This window comes from Micromonospora sp. DT41 (assembly GCF_049841715.1).
Lineage (GTDB): Bacteria > Actinomycetota > Actinomycetes > Mycobacteriales > Micromonosporaceae > Micromonospora > Micromonospora profundi.
On record NZ_JBNCKU010000019.1, the window covers coordinates 93,692 to 111,049 of the forward strand.

Sequence of the window (17,358 nt, forward strand, 5' to 3'; positions counted from 1 at the left end):
CTTCATGATCAACGCTGGCTGGGGCGGGGCCGGTCGGAGGTTAGGCGGAGGGGGCCTTCAATGCCTTCAGAGGGGTCAGGGGCAGGAGCTTCTTGCCGGTGGGGCCGATCTGGATCTCGGTGTCCATCGACGGGCAGACCCCGCAGTCGAAGCACGGCGTCCACCGGCAGTCGTCCTGCTCGAAGCCGCTAACCGAGTCCTGCCAGTCCTGCCAGAGCCAGTCCTTGTCCAGCCCCGAGTCGAGGTGGTCCCACGGAAGGACCTCCAACTCCTCGCGCTCACGGGTGGTGTACCAGTCGAGATCCACCCCGAAAGCCGGCAGCGTCTCGGCAGCGGCGTCCACCCAGCGCTGGTACGAGAAGTGCTCGCTCCAACCGTCGAACCGGCCGCCGTTCTCCCACACCTTGCGGATCACCGAGCCGACCCGGCGGTCACCTCGGGACAGCAGGCCCTCGATCAGCGACGGCTCGCCATCGTGGTAGCGGTAGCCGATGGCCCGGCCCAGCGAACGGTCCGAGTTGATCGCCTGCTTGAGGATCTTGAGCCGGTGGTCGATGACCTCCGGGCGCACCATTGACGCCCACTGGAACGGGGTGTGCGGCTTCGGCACGAAACCGCCGATGGAGACAGTGCAGCGAATGTCCTTGGAACCGGTGGCGGCCCGACCCGCCCTGATCACCTCGTGGGCCATGTCCGCGATCTCGAGGACGTCCTCGTCGGTCTCTGTGGGCAGGCCGCACATGAAGTAGAGCTTCACCTGCCGCCAGCCGTTGCTGTACGCGGTGACGACGGTGCGGATCAGGTCTTCCTTCGACACCATCTTGTTGATGACCTTGCGGATGCGCTCCGACCCGCCCTCCGGGGCGAACGTCAGGCCCGTCCGCCGACCGTTGCGGGACAACTCCTGGGCGAGGTCGATGTTGAAGGCGTCCACCCGGGTCGACGGCAGCGACAGCGAGACGTTGGTGCCGGCGTACTGCTCGGCCAGGCCGGAGCACATGTCGCCGATCTCGGAGTGGTCGGCCGACGACAGCGACAGCAGGCCCACCTCTGAGAAGCCGGAGAACTCCAGCCCCTGCTGCACCATCTGCCCCACTGTGGTGATCGAGCGCTCCCTCACCGGACGGGTGATCATGCCGGCCTGGCAGAACCGGCAACCCCGTGTGCAACCCCGGAAGATCTCCACCGCGTACCGCTCGTGGACCGTCTCGGCCAGCGGCACGAGGGGCTTTTTCGGGTACGGCCACGCGTCAAGGTCCATCGTCGTGCGCTTGTGCACCCGGAACGGCACATCTGCCCGGTTCGGCACGACCCGCTGGATCCGCCCGTCCGGGAGGTAGTCCACGTCGTAGAAGCGCGGCACGTACACGCTCTCGGTACGGGCCAGCCGCAGCAGCAGCTCGTCGCGGCCACCCGGGGAGCCCTCGGCCTTCCACTCCCGGACGATCGCGGTGATCTCCAGGACGGCCTCCTCGCCGTCACCGAGCACTGCGGCGTCGATGAAGTCGGCGATCGGCTCCGGGTTGAACGCCGCGTGCCCGCCGGCCACGATCACCGGGTCGGCGTCGGTGCGGTCCGCGGCAAGCATCGGGATGCCGGCCAGGTCGATCGCCGTGAGCAGGTTCGTGTAGCCCAGCTCGGTGGAGAACGAGATGCCGAACACGTCGAAGTCGCGCACCGGCCGGTGCGCGTCGACGGTGAACTGCGGCACGCCGTGGGCGCGCATCAGGTTCTCCAGGTCCGGCCAGACCGCGTACGTCCGCTCGGCGAGGGTGTCGGGCAGCTCGTTGAGCACCTCGTAGAGGATCTGCACGCCCTGGTTGGGCAGGCCCACCTCGTACGCGTCGGGATACATGAGCGCCCAGCGCACAGTCGCCGCGTCCCAGTCCTTGACCACCGCGCCCAGCTCACCGCCGACGTACTGGATGGGCTTGGAAACCTGAGGGAGCAGCGGCTCCAGCCGGGGCCAGACGGAATTGGTCGCGGCCGCACGCGGCGTCGTGGACGGGGCACTCATGATGCCCAAGGGTACGCGCCCGCCCGGCGCCGACCGCGCGGACGCCGCCACGACGCACCTTCACCTTCTACCTGCCGTACCGACCCCCCGCCGTCGCCCCGCCTCGATGCCCGCTGAGCGGCGGTGGCGACACGGTACTAACCTCGGACCGGCGCGAGAGGAGATTGCCGCGATGCCGGAGCCCCAGCCGGGAGCACGGCCGGCCGACGGGAGCACCCCGGGCGCGGAGCCGGACCATGACCCGGCGGTCGCCGACGAGCCGACCTCCCCACCCGTACCCCCGAAGCAGCCGGAGCCCTCGGACCAGCCCGCAACCACCGACGAACCGCAGGCCACCGACCAGGCCCGACCCACCGACCAGCCCCAGGCCCCGGACCAGCCGGGACCCACCGACCAGCCGGGGACTCCGGGATCCGCCGCCGAGACCGAGGACGTTCCCGCGCCCCGGTGGAGCGGGTCCGCGCCGGTGCCTCCCCCGCTGCCGCGTCGGCCCGCCTGGGGCGCGTCGGTCGAGCCGACCCCGCCGCCACCTCCACCCGACGAGGCGCCCGAGCACCGGACGCCCGTCGACCCGTGGGCTGGCGTGGACACCGGCGGCTGGCACCTGCCGTCCGCCGAACTGCCGCCGCTGCCTCCGACGTTGGACTACCCACTGCCGCCGGCGACCCGGCAGTGGCCCGAGCCGCCCGCGCCCCAGGTCGGCTCGCACCCGGTGTCGCCGCCGCCGGCTGCTCCCCTGCCACCTCCCGCGCACCCCACCGGCCCGCCACGGCCTCCTGCCGCCAGGCCCACCACCCCGGTCCGGCCCGCGCCGCCGGTCCAACCCCCGCAGCCGCCGGTCCAGCCGGCCCCGCCGGTACCCAAGCAGCGCAAGGGCCGCCGGTCGGCGCCGCCGACGCCACCACCGGGCTGGGAGCCACCCAAGGGGTACGCGCGTCGGCGTCGCCGCCGACGTTGGCCCTGGTTGCTGCTGCTCACGCTTGCCTGCTGCTGCGGCTGCCCGGCCTACTACGGGTTTCCGATCTCGGCCCAGTACCCGGCCCGCGCGGCGTTGCCCGACCGGGTGGCCGACCTCAGCCTGCGTCAGGACAACGGCAGCACCCAGACCGCCCGGCAGTTGGAAAACGAGGTACGCCAGGAACACTGGCTGGCCGAGGACACCTTCGCTGGCGTCTACACCACGTCAGACGGCAAGCGGGTCACGGTCTTCGGCGGCACCGGCTTCCGGCTGACCCCGGAGGCGGACGCGGACGCGGAGATCACCCGGCTCAGCGAGCGGTACGCGCTTGACGCTCCCGAGACGGTGAAGAGCGGCGTACGGGGACGGCACGAGCGCTGCGCGGTCGGCCGGTCCTCCGACACCGACGTAGTGGTCTGTACGTCGGTGGACCACGGCAGCATCGCCACCGGGGTGTTCACCCGGCTGTCCGTCTCCGACAGCGCCGACCTGCTGCACACACTGCGCCGTGAGATCGTCCGACCCGAGCAGGGCTGAGCCGCAGCCCTGCTCGGTGCGGGCCGGTGGGCGTGGCAGGCCGGCAGGCGTCGCGGGCCTGTCAGGGGTGGCAGGCCGCCGGGCGTCGCGGAACTGTCAGGGGGTGGCAGGCCGCTGGGCGTCGTGGGCCGCCAGAGGTGGCAGGCCCACGGGCGCGGATCGTCAGGCGTCGCGGGTCGGGTCCGGGTGGGCGCGCGGCGGGGCGTAGCGCGGCACGTACTCCTGGCCGGTGAGCTTCTGGATCTCGCTCATCAGCTCGTCGGTCATCTGCCGCAGCGAGGCGCGGTCGTCCGGGCGGCCGGTGAAGTCCAGTGGCTTGCCGAACCGGACAGTGATCTTGGCGGTGCCGGGGCGGGGCACCCGGGCGCCGATCGGTTGCGCCTTGTCCGTACCGATCATGCCGACCGGGATGATCGGCACTCCGGCGGAGAGGGCCAGGCGGGCCGCGCCGGTCCGCCCCCGGTAGAGCCTGCCGTCCGGCGAGCGGGTGCCCTCCGGGTAGACCACCACCAGGTCACCGCCCCTGAGCGCCGGGATGGCGGCGTCGAACGCGGACAGTGCCGCCCGCCCGCCGGCCCGCTCGACCGGGATGGCACCGAGGCCGGTGAGGACGAACTTGGAGATCGCGCCCTTCACACCGGTGCCCTTGAAATACTCCGACTTCGCCCAGAACGCCAGGTGGCGGGGCACCACCGTGCCGAGGAACAGCTCGTCGGCCACCGAGAGATGGTTGCCGGCGAAGACCGCGCCGCCGGTCTCCGGCACGTGCTCCAGCCCCTCCACGGTCGGGCGGAACGCCAACCGCAGCGTGGGCGCCACGGTGAGCTTGCCGATGGTGTAGAGCAGGGGCACTGGTCCTCCGGCAGATGAGGTGCGGACAGGCGGTGTCACGGTAGCGGACGCCTCCACACCTCCGCCGACGGAGGTGGTGAGGCGCCCGCACCCTGACGATATTCCGTTAGGAAGGGGCCCTTCCTATACATCAGGCGTTAGGAAGGGGCCCTTCCTTACACCCGGCGGACGACCACCGTTACCCGGTCGCCCTCGCCGACCTCACCGGTGAAGCCGTCGAGCCCTTCGGCGAAGTCGACCGAGTCGGCCAGCACCTCGCGGGCCACGAAGTCGCCGTACGCGGCCACCGCCGCGCGCACCTCCTCCGACGCCGACACCGACACCGCGATCCGGTCCGAGACGTTCAGGTCGGCGTCGCGGCGGGCCTGCTGCACCACCCGCACCACGTCGCGGGCCAGCCCCTCGGCGGCCAGCTCCGGGGTGACCTCGGTGTCGAGCACCACCACGCCCTCACCGGCGGGCAGCGGCGCGGAGTGCTCGGCGTCGGCCGCGACGAGCCGCAGCTCGTACTCGCCCTCGGCCAGGGTGATGCCGGCGGCCACCGGGGCGCCGTCGACAAGCTCCCAGTCGCCGGCCTTGACCGCCTTGATCACCTGCTGGACCTGCTTGCCGACGCGCGGGCCGAGAGCCCGGGGCACCACTGTCAGCACCTGCTGGCAGTACTCGGCCAGGTCCGCGCTGAACTCCACGACCTTCACGTTGACCTCGTCGGTGACCAGGTCGGCGAACGGGCGCAGCTGCTCCGCCGCGGGCGTTGCCACTGTCAGCTTCGACAGCGGCAGACGCACCCGCAGACCCTTGGCCTTGCGCAGCGACAGCGCCGCCGAGGCGACCGCCCGGGTGGCGTCCATCGCGGCAACCAGCTCGTGGTCGGCCGGGAAGTCCTCCGCCGAGGGCCAGTCGGTCAGGTGCACCGACCGTTCACCGGTCAGGCCACGCCAGATCTCCTCCGCGGTCAGCGGCGCCAGCGGCGCCACCACCCGGCAGAGCGTCTCCAGCACCGTCCACAACGTGTCGAACGCCTCCGCGTCGCCGGCCCAGAAGCGGTCCCGGGAGCGGCGCACGTACCAGTTGGTAAGTGCGTCCAGGTAGGACCGGACGGTGGCGCACGCACCCGAGATGTCGTACGCGTCCATCTGCGCGCCGACAGTCGACACCAGCTCGTTGGTCTTGGCCAGCACGTACCTGTCGAGCAGGTGCGTCGAGTCGGTGCGGCGGCGGGCGGTGTGCCCGTCGGCGTTGGCGTAGAGCGAGAAGAAGTACCACACGTTCCACAGCGGCAGCAGCACCTGCCGGACGGCGTCGCGGATGCCCGCCTCAGTGACCGCCATGTCTCCGCCGCGCAGCACCGGTGACGACATCAGCATCCAGCGCATCGCGTCCGACCCGTACGCGTCGAAGATGTGGTAGACGTCCGGGTAGTTGCGCAGGCTCTTGGACATCTTGCGCCCGTCCGAGCCGAGCAGGATGCCGTGGCTCAGGCAGTTACGGAACGCCGGCCTGTCGAACAGCGCGGTGGCCAGCACGTGCATCGTGTAGAACCAGCCGCGGGTCTGCCCGATGTACTCGACGATGAAGTCACCCGGGTAGTGGTGCTCGAACCAGTCCGCGTTCTCGAACGGGTAGTGCACCTGGGCGAACGGCATCGACCCGGACTCGAACCAGCAGTCCAGCACCTCCGGCACCCGGCGCATCATCGACTTGCCGGTCGGGTCGTCCGGGTTGGGGCGGACCAGGTCGTCCACCGCCGGTCGGTGCAGGTCGGTCAGGCGTACGCCGAAGTCCCGCTCGATGTCGGCGAGCGAGCCGTAGACGTCCAGGCGCGGGTAGTTCGGGTCGTCGGACTTCCACACCGGGATGGGCGAGCCCCAGAACCGGTTGCGGCTGATCGACCAGTCGCGGGCATTGGCCAGCCATTTGCCGAACGAGCCGTCCTTGATGTGGCCGGGCGTCCAGTTGATCTCCTGGTTGAGCTCGACCATCCGGTCCTTGAACTTTGTCACGGCCACGAACCACGACGACACCGCCTTGTAGACGAGCGGGGTGTCGCAGCGCCAGCAGTGCGGGTACGAGTGGGTGTAGGTGTCCTGCTTGAGCACCACCCCCCGCTCCTTCAGCTCCCGGATCACCGGCTTGTTGACGTCGAAGACCTGCTCACCCTGGTACGGCGGGACCAGCGATGTGAACCGGGTGTGGTCGTCGACAGTGACGATTGTGGGGATGCCTGCGGCGTTGCAGACGTTCTGGTCGTCCTCACCGAACGCCGGTGCGAGGTGCACGATCCCGGTGCCGTCCTCGGTGGTGACGAACTCCGCGCCGAGCACCTGGTAGGCGTTGTCGCCGGCCTGCTCGACGAGGAAGTCGAACAGAGGCGTGTAGCGGCGGCCGACCAGAGCCTTGCCGGTCACCCAGCCGACCTGCTCGTATCCCTCCAACTCCTTGGCATAAGCCCCGAGCCGGGACTCCCCGACCACGTACCGCTGGCCGTCGCGCTCCAGCACCGCGTACCGGATGTCCGGGCCGACGGCGAGCGCGAGGTTGGACGGCAGGGTCCACGGCGTGGTGGTCCAGACGCCGAGCCTGACCGGCCCGCGGACCAGCTCCGGGGCACGCTCGTCCGGGGTCAGCTCGAACCACACGGTAAGCGTCGGGTCGTGCCGGTCCCGGTAGACGTCGTCCATCCGGGTCTCGGTGTTCGACAGCGGCGTCTCGCAGCGCCAGCAGTACGCCAGCACCCGGAAACCCTCGTAGATCAGGCCCTTGTCGTGCAGGGTCCTGAAGGCCCACATGACGCTTTCCATGTAGTCCAGGTCGAGGGTCTTGTAGTCGTTGGCGAAGTCGACCCACCGGGCCTGCCGGTTGATGTACCGCTCCCAGTCCTGGGTGAACTCCAGCACCGACGTGCGGCACGCCTCGTTGAACCGGGCCACGCCCAGGTCGAGGATCTCCGCCTTGCTTGTGATGCCGAGCTGCTTCTCGGCCACCACCTCGGCGGGCAGGCCGTGACAGTCCCAGCCGAAGCGCCGCTCGACGTGCCGCCCGCGCATTGTCTGGTAGCGCGGCACCACGTCCTTGACGTACCCGGTGAACAGGTGGCCGTAGTGCGGCAGGCCGTTTGCGAACGGCGGGCCGTCGTAGAAGACGTACTCGTTCTTGCCGTCGTCACCGGCCGGGCGGGCCTCGACGGACGCCTCGAAGGTCTTGTCGGCCGTCCAGTGCTCCAGCACCCGGCGCTCGACCGCGGGCAGGTCCGGGCTCGCCGGGACACCGGCGGCGGTCGGGTCGTGCATCGGATAGGCCATCGGGGGTCGCTCTCCTCGCGCAGCTCACTCAACGTGGGTCTGCGAGGACGAACCTTCCGGGGTACGCCTGAGACGGCGCTCCCGGGTGGTCCGCGGTACCACCCCGCTTGGCGGTCAGGATCGACCGCCCGCTCATTGTCGGCTGTGACGGGCCGAACCCGTCCGGTTCTACTGGGCCGGTTGCCCGGCTGTTCTTCCGGAGGCTCACCGGTGATGGCCGGGTCATCGCCTTACGGTGCACAACGATACTCGATCCACCCCCCACCCCGCCCCCGAGTAATCCCCGCCCACCCGCCTCACGCTGCCTCACGCTGTCGATCATGAGGTTGACGGGCGAGTGGATCACCAGATCGCCCGCCAACCTCATGATCGCGGCCGCCCTGCTGCTGCCGGCCCTGCTCTCGCGCGGCGTCCTCGCCCGGGGTCTGGGCACGCGGGCGATGGTGTTGGTGGGTGAACGGTCGTACTCGATGTATCTGATCCAGTCCATCTACCCGTGATCGAGTTGGGCCGTCGGCTTGCCGGCCGGGTGTCGCGGCCCGACCCGCGCGGCGACGCCCCGCCGGCCCGCCCAGCACCGCCCGCGCCGGCGATCCTCGGATTCCCCGCCCCCGCGCCGACACCGTCCCGGCGAACCGCGGCTGAACCCCTGCGGACCGCATGACCGGGATCACAGCCGGAGCTGTCACGGCGCACCCCGCTCGGTCCGTCATGTCGGTGTCGCAACCGATCAGGGAGGTAGTCATGCAGCGGATGAACGCACACGAGGTCGTGCCGCAGGGATACCGGGCCGTGCTGGGCCTGGAGCAGTACGTCCGGTCGAACGTCGACCACACGGTCCTGGAGCTGGTCAAGCTGCGGGCGTCGATGTTGAACGGCTGCGCCTTCTGCGTGGACATGCACAGCCGGGACGCGCTCGGCGCCGGCGAGTCGAGCCGGCGGCTGTTCGCGGTGGCCACCTGGCGCGAGGCGCCGTTCTTCGACGAACGGGAACGCACCGCGCTGGCCCTCACCGACGCGGTGACCCGCCTCGGCGACCACGGGGTGCCGGACGACGTCTGGGACGCCGCCGCGAAGGTCTGGTCGGAGAAGGAACTGGCCGACCTGGTCCTCGCGATTGCCACAATCAACGTGTGGAATCGACTGGCGGTCACCATGCGCACGGAGCTTCCGGCCCAGGTGTGACGACCGAGGCGACGCAGGCGGCCGGTGCGCTCCAGGCGCACCGGCCGATGCTGCTCGGCCTGGCCTACCGCCTGCTCGGCAGCCGGCACGACGCCGAGGACGTACTCCAGGAGGCGTACCTGCGCTGGCTGGGTGTGGACCGCTCGACGGTGGCCGAGCCCCGCCGCTACCTGTCCCGGGTCGTGACGCGGCTGGCCCTGGACCGGCTGCGTGCGCGGCAGGCGACCCGCGAGACGTACGTCGGGCCGTGGCTGCCCGAGCCGGTGCCGACCGAGCCCTCCCCGTTCGGGCCGTTGGACACCGCTGAGCTGCGCGACTCGCTGTCCGCCGCCCTGCTGCACGTGCTGGAGCGGCTCACCCCACCGGAGCGCGCGGTGTACGTCCTGCACACCGCCTTCGAGCTGCCGTACGCGGAGATCGCCGAGATCCTGGACCGTACTCCCGAGGACTGCCGGCAGCTGCACCACCGCGCTACCGCCCGCGTACGCCAGGAACGGCGTCGGTTCACCGCCAGCCGGTCGGAGCGCGAGCGGCTGTTGGAGGCGTTCCTGGCCGCCGCCCGGAACGGGGACCTGGCGACGCTCACCGGTCTGGTCGCCGCGGACGCCACGGCGTGGAACGACGGCGGCGGTCGGGCGCAGGCCGCCCGCAACCCCATCGCGGGCGCCGACCGGATAGCCCGGTTCTTCGCAGGGATCTACGGGACGGGCCGGATCTGGGCGGTGCGGCGGCTGGAGTTGAACGGCGAACCCGCAGCCCTGCTGACCCGCGCGAACGGCGACCGCTACACGCTGACGGTCGCCGCTGCCGATGGCCGGATCACCGGGATCTACGTGGTGGGCAACCCGGCGAAGCTACCGCCGGTCGACTGATCCGCGCCGCGAGCCCGCGTCGACCGCTCGGGTCAGCCCCGTTCGCGGCCGACGGGCCCAGGTGCGGCAGAGGCTGTGCTCAGCCCAGCTCGGGGAACCAGAGCGCGATCTCGCGCTTGGCGCTGTCCGGCGAGTCGGAGGCGTGCACCAGGTTCTCCCGGTTGGACAGCGACAGGTCGCCCCGGATCGTGCCGGCGGCGGCCTTGCGGCCGTCGGTCGCGCCGACCAGCCCTCGTACCACGTCGATGACCTGGTCGCCGGAGAGCACCAGGGCCACAAGCGGGCCGCTGGTCATGAAGTCCTTCAGCGGCGGGTAGAACGGCTTGTCGACGTGCTCGGCGTAGTGCTCGTCGGCGAGCGCCGCGTCCATCGTCCGGTGCGTCATCGCGTCGATCCGCAGCCCCTTGCGCTCGAAGCGGGAGAGGACCTCGCCGACCAGACCCCGGCGGACCGCGTCGGGCTTGATCAGAACGAGGCTGCGCTCATCCGGGCTGTTGCTGGACACGCTGGGTTCCTCCTGTACGCGCAGAACGCTCGGGCTCGGTACGGTCAGCCTAGCGACCCGGTCCCGGCGCCGGCGCGGCGGCCGGTCTTTCCCCCGGTGGCCGATCCGGCCTAGCCTGGCCCTGACCCCCGGGAGGTCCACTGTGGCGAATGGCGGGAACCGGCCCATCGCGCCGGTACGCAAGTTGATCGGCGCGGTGCTCGGCACCGTGGCCACGTTCGTCGTCCTCTTCGGGCTGGGCATGACCAGCTGGGCCATCGTGGCGCTCGGGGTCGCCCTGCTGGTGCTGGCGATCGCGCTGGCCACCGTACGCGGCGGTGGGCGCACCTGGGTGGTCGGTGTCGGCCACGTGCACAGCGCCTCCGAACCACCCACCCAGTACGCGTTCGGCCGCTGCGAGCTGCAACTGGTCCTCGACGCGCCGGGCCTGCCGCCCCGGTCCAAGAAGATCATCGAGCCGCGGGTGCCGGTCTCCAAGTGGCCGTCGCTGGGTCAGGCCCTGCCGATCCGGGTCGCGCTGGACGACCAGCGGCACGTCAAGGTCCTGTGGGACGAGGTGCCGACCCACGCCGAGATGGCGGCGGCCGTCGCCGACCTCCCGCCGGAGTTCGCCGACGTCGACGCCGTGGACGAGATGCTGATCCAGCAGGACGCCCCGCCGTGGGCGGGCCGCGCGGCGGACGACGACTTCCGGGACGACTTCCGCGACCCGCGCGGCGACGACCCGTTCCGGGATCCGCGCGGTGACGACCCGTTCCGCGACCCGCGCAGCGGCGATCCGTTCCGGGATCCGCACGACTCCGACCCGTTCCGCGCCCCGCGTGACCCTGATCCGCTGCTCGACGACGACATCGTCCCGGCGGACGAGCACGAACCGGTGGTCATGAGCCACAGCCCGAGCGGCCGGGTGGTACTGGAGGGCGTCTTGGTCGAGCAGCAGGCCGGCGGCCTGCCCCGACGGGCCACCACGCCCGCGCCGCGCCCGCCGGAGGACGACCGGCCCGCAGCGGCGGAGGAACGCCTCGACCCGCCCGCCACGCAGCTCCTTGATCCACCCGCAGCGCAGCGCTTTGATCCGCCGCCCGGTCAGCGCACCGGCCCCGGCGGCGCGGACCCGCTGGACCCCCTGGACCTGCCGCTGGACGACCCGGCCACGGGCGCAGCGGCCCCCGAGACCGTCACCGCCGAGGAACTGGACGAAGCGATCTTCGGGTACGACGACGCGGCCGTGGCTGACCCGGCCGGCCCGATCAGCGGCGTCGGCCTCACGCTGCTGGTCACCGACCTTTCCCGATCGCTCACCTTCTACCGCGACCGGCTCGGCTTCACCGAGTTCGACAGGGGCACCGGCAACGCGGTGCTCGCCTCCGGCACGACCCGGCTGGTGCTGCGTGAGCTGACCGAGGCCGCGCCGATCAGCCGCCGACTGGTACACGTCAACCTCGAAGTGGACGACATCGAGGGCGCGTACGAGCGGATGCGCGACTCCGGCGTCCGTTTCACCTACGCCCCCCGGGTGGTCAGCCGGGGCAGCAAGCTGGAGGTGTGGGCGGCGGCATTCCGGGACCCGGACGGCCACGGCATCGCCCTCACCCAGTGGCGCGAACGCGCCGACGCCTGACCCCGGCCCCTCCATATGCCCTGCGTGGTCCATACGGTGTCACCCGACGCCGCTGGCCCTCCGCCGTGAGCCGGTGGGGCAGCGCGTTCAGCCGAGGATGACCCGGCGGACGTGCAGCGCGTACGCCCAGACCAGGGCGAAGATGATGCCCAACGCGAGCAGCGACCAGTGCAGCAGGCCGGCGAGCATCAGCAGGCCCTGGAACACGGTGCCGGCGTGCCAGGCCCATTGGCGGCGCATCATGCCGGCGAGCAGCACGGCGACCACAGCCAGGGCCACCACCACGCCGATCGCGGTGCCGCTGAGATCACCGCCGACGACCCGGATCGGCTGGATCGCCAGCAGCAGAACCAGCGCCTCCAGGCTGAGAGTCCCGGCGCCCAGACCGCGTACCGCCCGTTCCGGGTTACGCAACCCGGAACGGCGCGGCTGCCCAGCGGGCGGCTGGTCCGCTGTTGGCTGGTCCGCCAGTGGCTGGTCCGCCGGCGGTCGCTCCGCTGGCGGCTGCTCTGCGGTCCGGGGGTCCCGCTCCGGGCCGGTCATCGCTTCAACAGCCGACGGGCGTCCGCCACCGTGACCACGGAACCCGTGATCAGCACACCGACCCCGCTCAGCTCACCGGGGACGTCCTCCTCGGTGAGCGCCACCGCCAGCTCGATCGCGTCCGGCATCTCCTCGGCCACCTCGACCCGGTCCTCGCCGAACACCTCGGCCGCCAGAGCGGCGAGTTCCTTCGTCGGCATCGCCCGGGGCGAGCTGTTCCGGGTCACGACCACCACGTCAGCCACCGGCTCCAGCAGCTCCAGCAGACTGCCGGCGTCCTTGTCGGCGAGCACACCGACCACCGCCACCAGCTTGCTGAACGCGAACTCCTCCTGCAGTGCGGTGACTGTCGCGGCCATGCCGTGCGGGTTGTGCGCCCCGTCCAGCAGGACTGTGGGCGCGCTGCGGACCCGCTCCAGCCGACCCGGTGAGCTGGCCGTGGCAAAGCCCTCCCGTACGGCTTCGACGTCCAGCTGACGCCGCGCCCCGGCGCCCAGGAACGCTTCCACGGCGGCGAGCGCCACCGCCGCGTTCTGCGCCTGATGTGCCCCGTGCAGCGGGATGAACACGTCGTCGTAGACACCGCCCAGACCCTGGAGGGTGAGCACCTGCCCGCCGACCGCTACCGCGCGGCTCAGCACGCCGAACTCGGCGCCCTCCCGCGCGATGGTGGCGCCCACCTCGGAGCAGCGTTCGAGGAGGGGACGCGCGGCCTCCTCCTCCTGCGCCGCCGCGATAACTGTGGCGCCTGGGTGGATGATGCCGGCCTTGGCCAGCGCGATGTCCTGGAGCGTGTCGCCGAGCCACTCGGTGTGGTCAAGGCCGATCGGGGTGATGACGCAGACCCCGGCCTGGATGACGTTTGTGGCGTCCTCGGCACCGCCGAGCCCGACCTCGACCACAGCGATGTCGACGGGCGCGTCGGCGAACGTCGCGAACGCCAACGCGGTGGTCATGTCGAAGTACGTCAGCGGTTCGTCCGAGCGGGCGTCGACCAGCTCGGCCAGCGGCTTGACCTCCTGGTAAACCGCCGCGAACCGTTCCTCGCTCACCGGCTCGCCGTCCAGGCTGATGCGCTCCCGGACGGTCTCCAGGTGCGGACTGGTGTACCTGCCGGTGTGCAGCCCGAACGCCCGGAGCAACGAGTCGATCATCCGCGCGGTGGAGGTCTTGCCGTTGGTGCCGGTCAGGTGGATCGCCGGGTACGCCCGTTGCGGGCTGCCGAGCAGGTCGAGCAGTGACTCGATCCGGTCGAGCTCGAAGACCATGCGGGTGAAACCGCGGGCGGCGAGCTCGGCCTCGGCGGCGGCGAATTCGGTACGGTCGGTCACGAGGGAAGCGCCTCCAGGGCAGCATCGATCCGGACCAGGTCGGCCTCGGCGGTGGCCAGTCGGTCGCGGATCTTCGCGACGACCGGCTCGGGGGCCTTGCCGATGAAGGCTGGGTTGTCGAGCTTCGCCTTCGCCTGCGTGACCTCCTTCTGGGCCGCAGCGCGGTCCTTGGTCAGCCGGGCACGCTCGGCGGCCACGTCGATCGTCCCCCGGGTGTCCAACGCGACACCGACCGCGCCGGGCATGGCCAGCGTGGCGCTGGCCTGGAAGTCGTCGCCGGCCGGGTCCAGCCGCACCAGCGACCGGATCAGCGGCTCGTGCGCGGCGATGCCAGCCCCGGTCAGCCCGTCGAGCCGGGCGGCCACCCGCTGCGTCGGGCGCAGCCCCTGGTCGGAGCGGAACCGACGGATCTCGGTGACGACCCGCTGCACACTTGCCAGCTCGGCCTCGGCGGCGTCGTCGATGAGCGCCCGGTCGGCCACCGGCCAGGCCGCGTACTGCACCGTGTCGCCGCCGGTCAGCGCGAGCCACAGCTCCTCGGTGACGAACGGGATGACCGGGTGCAGCAGCCGCAGCAGCTGGTCCAGGACATGCCCGAGCACCCGGCGGCTGGCCTCCGCCCGCTCGCCGCCCTCGGCGAGCACCGGCTTGCTCAACTCGACGTACCAGTCGCAGACGTCGTCCCAGGCGAAGTGGTAGAGCAAATCGCACACCTTCGCGAACTCGTACGCCTCGAACTGCTCGTCGACCTCGGCGGTGACGTGCGCCAGTCGGGACAGAATCCACCTGTCGACGGTGGAGAGCTGCTCGACGGGTGGCAGGTCACCGTTGGTGTGCGCCCCGTTCATCAGGGCGAAGCGGGTGGCGTTCCAGAGCTTGTTGCAGAAGTTGCGCGAGCCCTGGCACCACTCCTCGCTGACCGGAACGTCCTGACCGGGGTTGCCGCCCCGGGCCAGCGTGAAGCGGGTGGCGTCAGCGCCGTACCGGTCGATCCAGTCCAGCGGGTCGACCACGTTGCCGAACGACTTCGACATCTTCTTGCCGAACTGGTCGCGCACCATGCCGTGCAGGGCGACAACGTCGAACGGCGGCCGGCCGTCCATCGCGTACAGGCCGAACATCATCATCCGGGCGACCCAGAAGAACAGGATGTCGTAGCCGGTGACCAGAACGCTCGTCGGGTAGAACTTCGCAAGCTCCGGGGTCTGCTCGGGCCAGCCGAGCGTGGAGAACGGCCACAGACCGCTGGAGAACCAGGTGTCGAGAACGTCCTCGTCCTGGTGCCAGCCCTCGCCGGTCGGCGGCTGCTCGTCGGGGCCGACGCACACGATCTCGCCCTGCGGGCCGTACCAGACAGGGATGCGGTGCCCCCACCACAGCTGGCGGGAGATGCACCAGTCGTGCATGTTGTCGACCCAGGCGAAGTAGCGCTTGGCCAGGTCGGCCGGCTCGATACGCACCCGGCCGTCGCGGACCGCATCGCCGGCCGCCTGGGCCAGCGGAGCGGTGTTGACGAACCACTGCAGCGACAGCCGCGGCTCGACTGTCGTCTTGCACCGCGAGCAGTGCCCGACCGCGTGCACGTACGGGCGCTTCTCAGCCACGATCCGGCCCTGCTCGCGCAGCGCAGCCACGATCGCGGGCCGCGCCTCGAACCGGTCCAGCCCTTCGAACGGGCCGGGCACGGTGATCACGCCGCGCTCGTCCATCACGGTGGGCGCGGGCAGGTCGTGGCGCTGACCGATCTCGAAGTCGTTGGGGTCGTGGGCGGGCGTCACCTTGACCATGCCGGTGCCGAAGGACGGGTCGACGTGCGCGTCCGCGACGATCGGGATGCGACGGCCGGTCAGTGGCAGCTCGACCTCGGTGCCGATCAGGTGCTTGTACCGCTCGTCGTCGGGGTGCACGGCCACGGCGGTGTCGCCGAGCATCGTCTCGGCCCGGGTGGTGGCGACCACTACCTCGTCGCTGTACCGGATGGAGATCAGCTCGCCGTCGTCGTCGGTGTGCTCGACCTCGATGTCGGAGAGCGCGGTCAGGCAGCGCGGACACCAGTTGATGATCCGGTTCGCCCGGTAGATGAGACCGTCGTCGAAGAGCTTCTTGAAGATCGTCTGGACGGCCCGCGACAGGCCCTCGTCCATTGTGAAGCGCTCGCGGTCCCAGTCGACGGAGTCACCGAGTCGGCGCATCTGGCCGAGGATCGCACCACCGGACTCGGCCTTCCACTGCCAGACCCGCTCGACGAACTTCTCCCGACCCAGGTCATGGCGGGACAGACCCTCGGCGGCGAGCTGCCGCTCGACGACGTTCTGGGTAGCGATGCCCGCATGGTCCATACCCGGCAGCCAGAGCGTCTCGAAGCCCTGCATCCGCTTACGCCGCACCAGAGCGTCCTGGACCGTGTGGTCCAGGGCGTGACCCATGTGCAGAGAGCCGGTGACATTCGGCGGCGGGATCACGATCGTGAAGGGCGGCTTGTCGCTGGTCGCTGAGGCCCGGAAGTGGCCGCCGGCTACCCACTGCTCGTACCGTCGCTGCTCTACCTCGGCTGGCAGGTACTGGCCGGCAAGGGTCGGGGCGTCGGGGCGTCGGGCATCCAGTCTCTCGGTCACCTGACAAGTCTACGGAGGGCTTTCACAGACCCGACGTGCGCCACCTGCCATTCGCGTACGGTGTCGGCTATGTCCGACGCACATCTCACTGAGCGTCCGCTCGACGGCGGTCGCGACCCTGTCGAGCTGACCGAGGAGCCGATCCAACTGAGCACCCGGGACACCGGAGGCGCCCCCGAGGAGCGTTCCGGTGGCTGGTCCCGGCGTCGCCGGATCGCCTGGGCTGCCGCGCTGGCGGTGGGCCTCGCGGGCGCGGGCGCGCTGACCCTCGCTGGGTGGCGGGTGGTGCAGCAGAAGGACACCCGGTTGAGTTCCCCCGATCAGGTGGCGGGGTTGACGCGGGACGACAGCGAGCGGGCGAAGAGCACAGCGGACTACCTGCGCAGCGGCCTGGCCGCGGACATCGAGCTGGACCGCAGCTTCGGCACCGTCTACCGCGACCCGGCGGACGACAAGCGTTCGGTGCTCATCTTCGGCGGCACCACACTGCTGTGGCAGCCGGAGCGCGACCTCACAAGCCTGTTCGGCCTGATGTCCGACGAGACGGGTGCGGTGACCGGCCTGCGCGAGGTCCCCGCGGGCGGGCTGGGCGGCGTGATGAAGTGCGGCAGCACCACGGGCGAGGGTGGCGACTTCGCGGTGTGTGGTTGGGCCGACCACGGCAGCGTCGTGATGGCCATGTTCCCCGGACGGTCCGTCGACGACGCCGGCGCTCTGCTGCGCGATCTCCGCGCCGACATGCAGACCCGCGACTGATCCGCCCCCGCGCCGTCGGCGGTCGCCCTCTGCGCCCATGAGGTACGTCCGCCCGGGTCGACTCGTCTTCCTGGAAAGCAGGGCATCAGCCGGCTACGGATGCCCCGGTTTCCGTGAAAGCGGGTGGATCAATAGCAGGGCGGTGAACGCAAATAGGGCCACCCCTTGAAGGGGTGGCCCTATTTGGAAGATTGTCCGGCGGTGTCCTACTCTCCCACACCCTCACGAGTGCAGTACCATCGGCGCTGGAGGGCTTAGCTTCCG

13 protein-coding genes, 1 rRNA gene and 1 pseudogene are annotated in these 17,358 nt (G+C 71.0%); 7 read left to right on the forward strand and 8 right to left on the reverse strand.

Features of this window, described 5'->3' with window-relative positions; translation table 11 throughout:
* Positions 1-40: 40 nt before the first annotated feature.
* Positions 41-2,017 carry a TIGR03960 family B12-binding radical SAM protein gene (locus tag ACLQ23_RS27415; RefSeq protein ID WP_355598050.1) on the reverse strand — a complete coding sequence of 659 codons (1,977 nt, stop codon included), beginning with the start codon at positions 2,015-2,017 and terminating at the stop codon, positions 41-43.
* Between the two features lie 172 nt (positions 2,018-2,189).
* On the opposite strand from ACLQ23_RS27415, the gene ACLQ23_RS27420 reads away from it, so the two are divergent.
* Positions 2,190-3,512, forward strand: coding sequence for a hypothetical protein (locus tag ACLQ23_RS27420; protein WP_355631519.1), 1,323 nt, complete (start codon positions 2,190-2,192; stop codon positions 3,510-3,512).
* A gap of 162 nt (positions 3,513-3,674) precedes the next feature.
* Here ACLQ23_RS27420 and ACLQ23_RS27425 read toward each other — a convergent pair whose 3' ends face one another.
* Together ACLQ23_RS27425 and ileS are read right to left on the reverse strand one after the other, a co-directional pair.
* Positions 3,675-4,364 carry a lysophospholipid acyltransferase family protein gene (locus tag ACLQ23_RS27425; protein WP_355598054.1) on the reverse strand — a complete coding sequence of 230 codons (690 nt, stop codon included), beginning with the start codon at positions 4,362-4,364 and terminating at the stop codon, positions 3,675-3,677.
* A 155-nt stretch (positions 4,365-4,519) separates the two neighbouring features.
* Positions 4,520-7,666: an isoleucine--tRNA ligase gene (gene ileS, locus ACLQ23_RS27430; RefSeq protein WP_355631516.1), complete on the reverse strand. Its 3,147-nt coding sequence runs from the start codon at positions 7,664-7,666 to the stop codon at positions 4,520-4,522.
* 320 nt (positions 7,667-7,986) lie between these two features.
* Between ileS and ACLQ23_RS27435 the strand changes: the two genes are divergently transcribed.
* From ACLQ23_RS27435 to sigJ, 3 genes are all read left to right on the forward strand, one after another.
* Positions 7,987-8,166 (forward strand): hypothetical protein, encoded by a 180-nt coding sequence (locus tag ACLQ23_RS27435; RefSeq protein WP_425735759.1) that lies wholly within the window; start codon positions 7,987-7,989, stop codon positions 8,164-8,166.
* Between the two features lie 244 nt (positions 8,167-8,410).
* Positions 8,411-8,851, forward strand: coding sequence for a carboxymuconolactone decarboxylase family protein (locus ACLQ23_RS27440; protein ID WP_355598060.1), 441 nt, complete (start codon positions 8,411-8,413; stop codon positions 8,849-8,851).
* Complete coding sequence (gene sigJ / locus ACLQ23_RS27445) at positions 8,848-9,723, forward strand: RNA polymerase sigma factor SigJ (protein ID WP_355598062.1); 876 nt, start codon at positions 8,848-8,850, stop codon at positions 9,721-9,723. The genes ACLQ23_RS27440 and sigJ overlap by 4 nt, the downstream gene beginning before the upstream one ends.
* Positions 9,724-9,802: 79 nt before the next feature.
* On the opposite strand, the gene ndk is transcribed toward sigJ, so the two are convergent.
* Positions 9,803-10,228, reverse strand: a complete 426-nt coding sequence (ndk, locus tag ACLQ23_RS27450) for a nucleoside-diphosphate kinase (protein WP_355598064.1) — start codon at positions 10,226-10,228, stop codon at positions 9,803-9,805.
* Positions 10,229-10,370: 142 nt separating this feature from the next.
* Here ndk and ACLQ23_RS27455 point away from each other — a divergent pair.
* Both ACLQ23_RS27455 and ACLQ23_RS27460 read left to right on the forward strand, forming a co-directional pair.
* A pseudogene (locus ACLQ23_RS27455) lies at positions 10,371-10,940 on the forward strand (glyoxalase/bleomycin resistance/dioxygenase family protein); the annotation flags it as partial.
* Positions 10,941-11,111: 171 nt separating this feature from the next.
* Positions 11,112-11,849 carry a VOC family protein gene (locus tag ACLQ23_RS27460; protein WP_425735762.1) on the forward strand — a complete coding sequence of 246 codons (738 nt, stop codon included), beginning with the start codon at positions 11,112-11,114 and terminating at the stop codon, positions 11,847-11,849.
* 87 nt (positions 11,850-11,936) lie between these two features.
* Here ACLQ23_RS27460 and ACLQ23_RS27465 read toward each other — a convergent pair whose 3' ends face one another.
* From ACLQ23_RS27465 to ACLQ23_RS27475, 3 genes are read right to left on the reverse strand one after another with little or no spacing between them, the layout of a single operon-like run.
* Positions 11,937-12,392: a DUF4233 domain-containing protein gene (locus ACLQ23_RS27465; protein WP_355598068.1), complete on the reverse strand. Its 456-nt coding sequence runs from the start codon at positions 12,390-12,392 to the stop codon at positions 11,937-11,939.
* Positions 12,389-13,723, reverse strand: a complete 1,335-nt coding sequence (locus ACLQ23_RS27470) for a bifunctional folylpolyglutamate synthase/dihydrofolate synthase (protein ID WP_355598070.1) — start codon at positions 13,721-13,723, stop codon at positions 12,389-12,391. The genes ACLQ23_RS27465 and ACLQ23_RS27470 overlap by 4 nt, the downstream gene beginning before the upstream one ends.
* The gene (locus tag ACLQ23_RS27475; protein ID WP_355598072.1) at positions 13,720-16,338 is read right to left on the reverse strand and encodes a valine--tRNA ligase; all 2,619 of its coding nucleotides are present in this window, start codon (positions 16,336-16,338) and stop codon (positions 13,720-13,722) included. The genes ACLQ23_RS27470 and ACLQ23_RS27475 overlap by 4 nt, the downstream gene beginning before the upstream one ends.
* 69 nt (positions 16,339-16,407) lie before the next feature.
* Here ACLQ23_RS27475 and ACLQ23_RS27480 point away from each other — a divergent pair, with 69 nt between their 5' ends.
* A complete protein-coding gene (locus ACLQ23_RS27480) occupies positions 16,408-17,094 on the forward strand; it encodes a hypothetical protein (protein WP_355598074.1) in 687 nt (228 codons plus the stop codon).
* 193 nt (positions 17,095-17,287) lie between these two features.
* Here ACLQ23_RS27480 and rrf read toward each other — a convergent pair.
* Positions 17,288-17,358, reverse strand: a 5S ribosomal RNA gene (gene rrf, locus ACLQ23_RS27485); the annotation flags it as partial.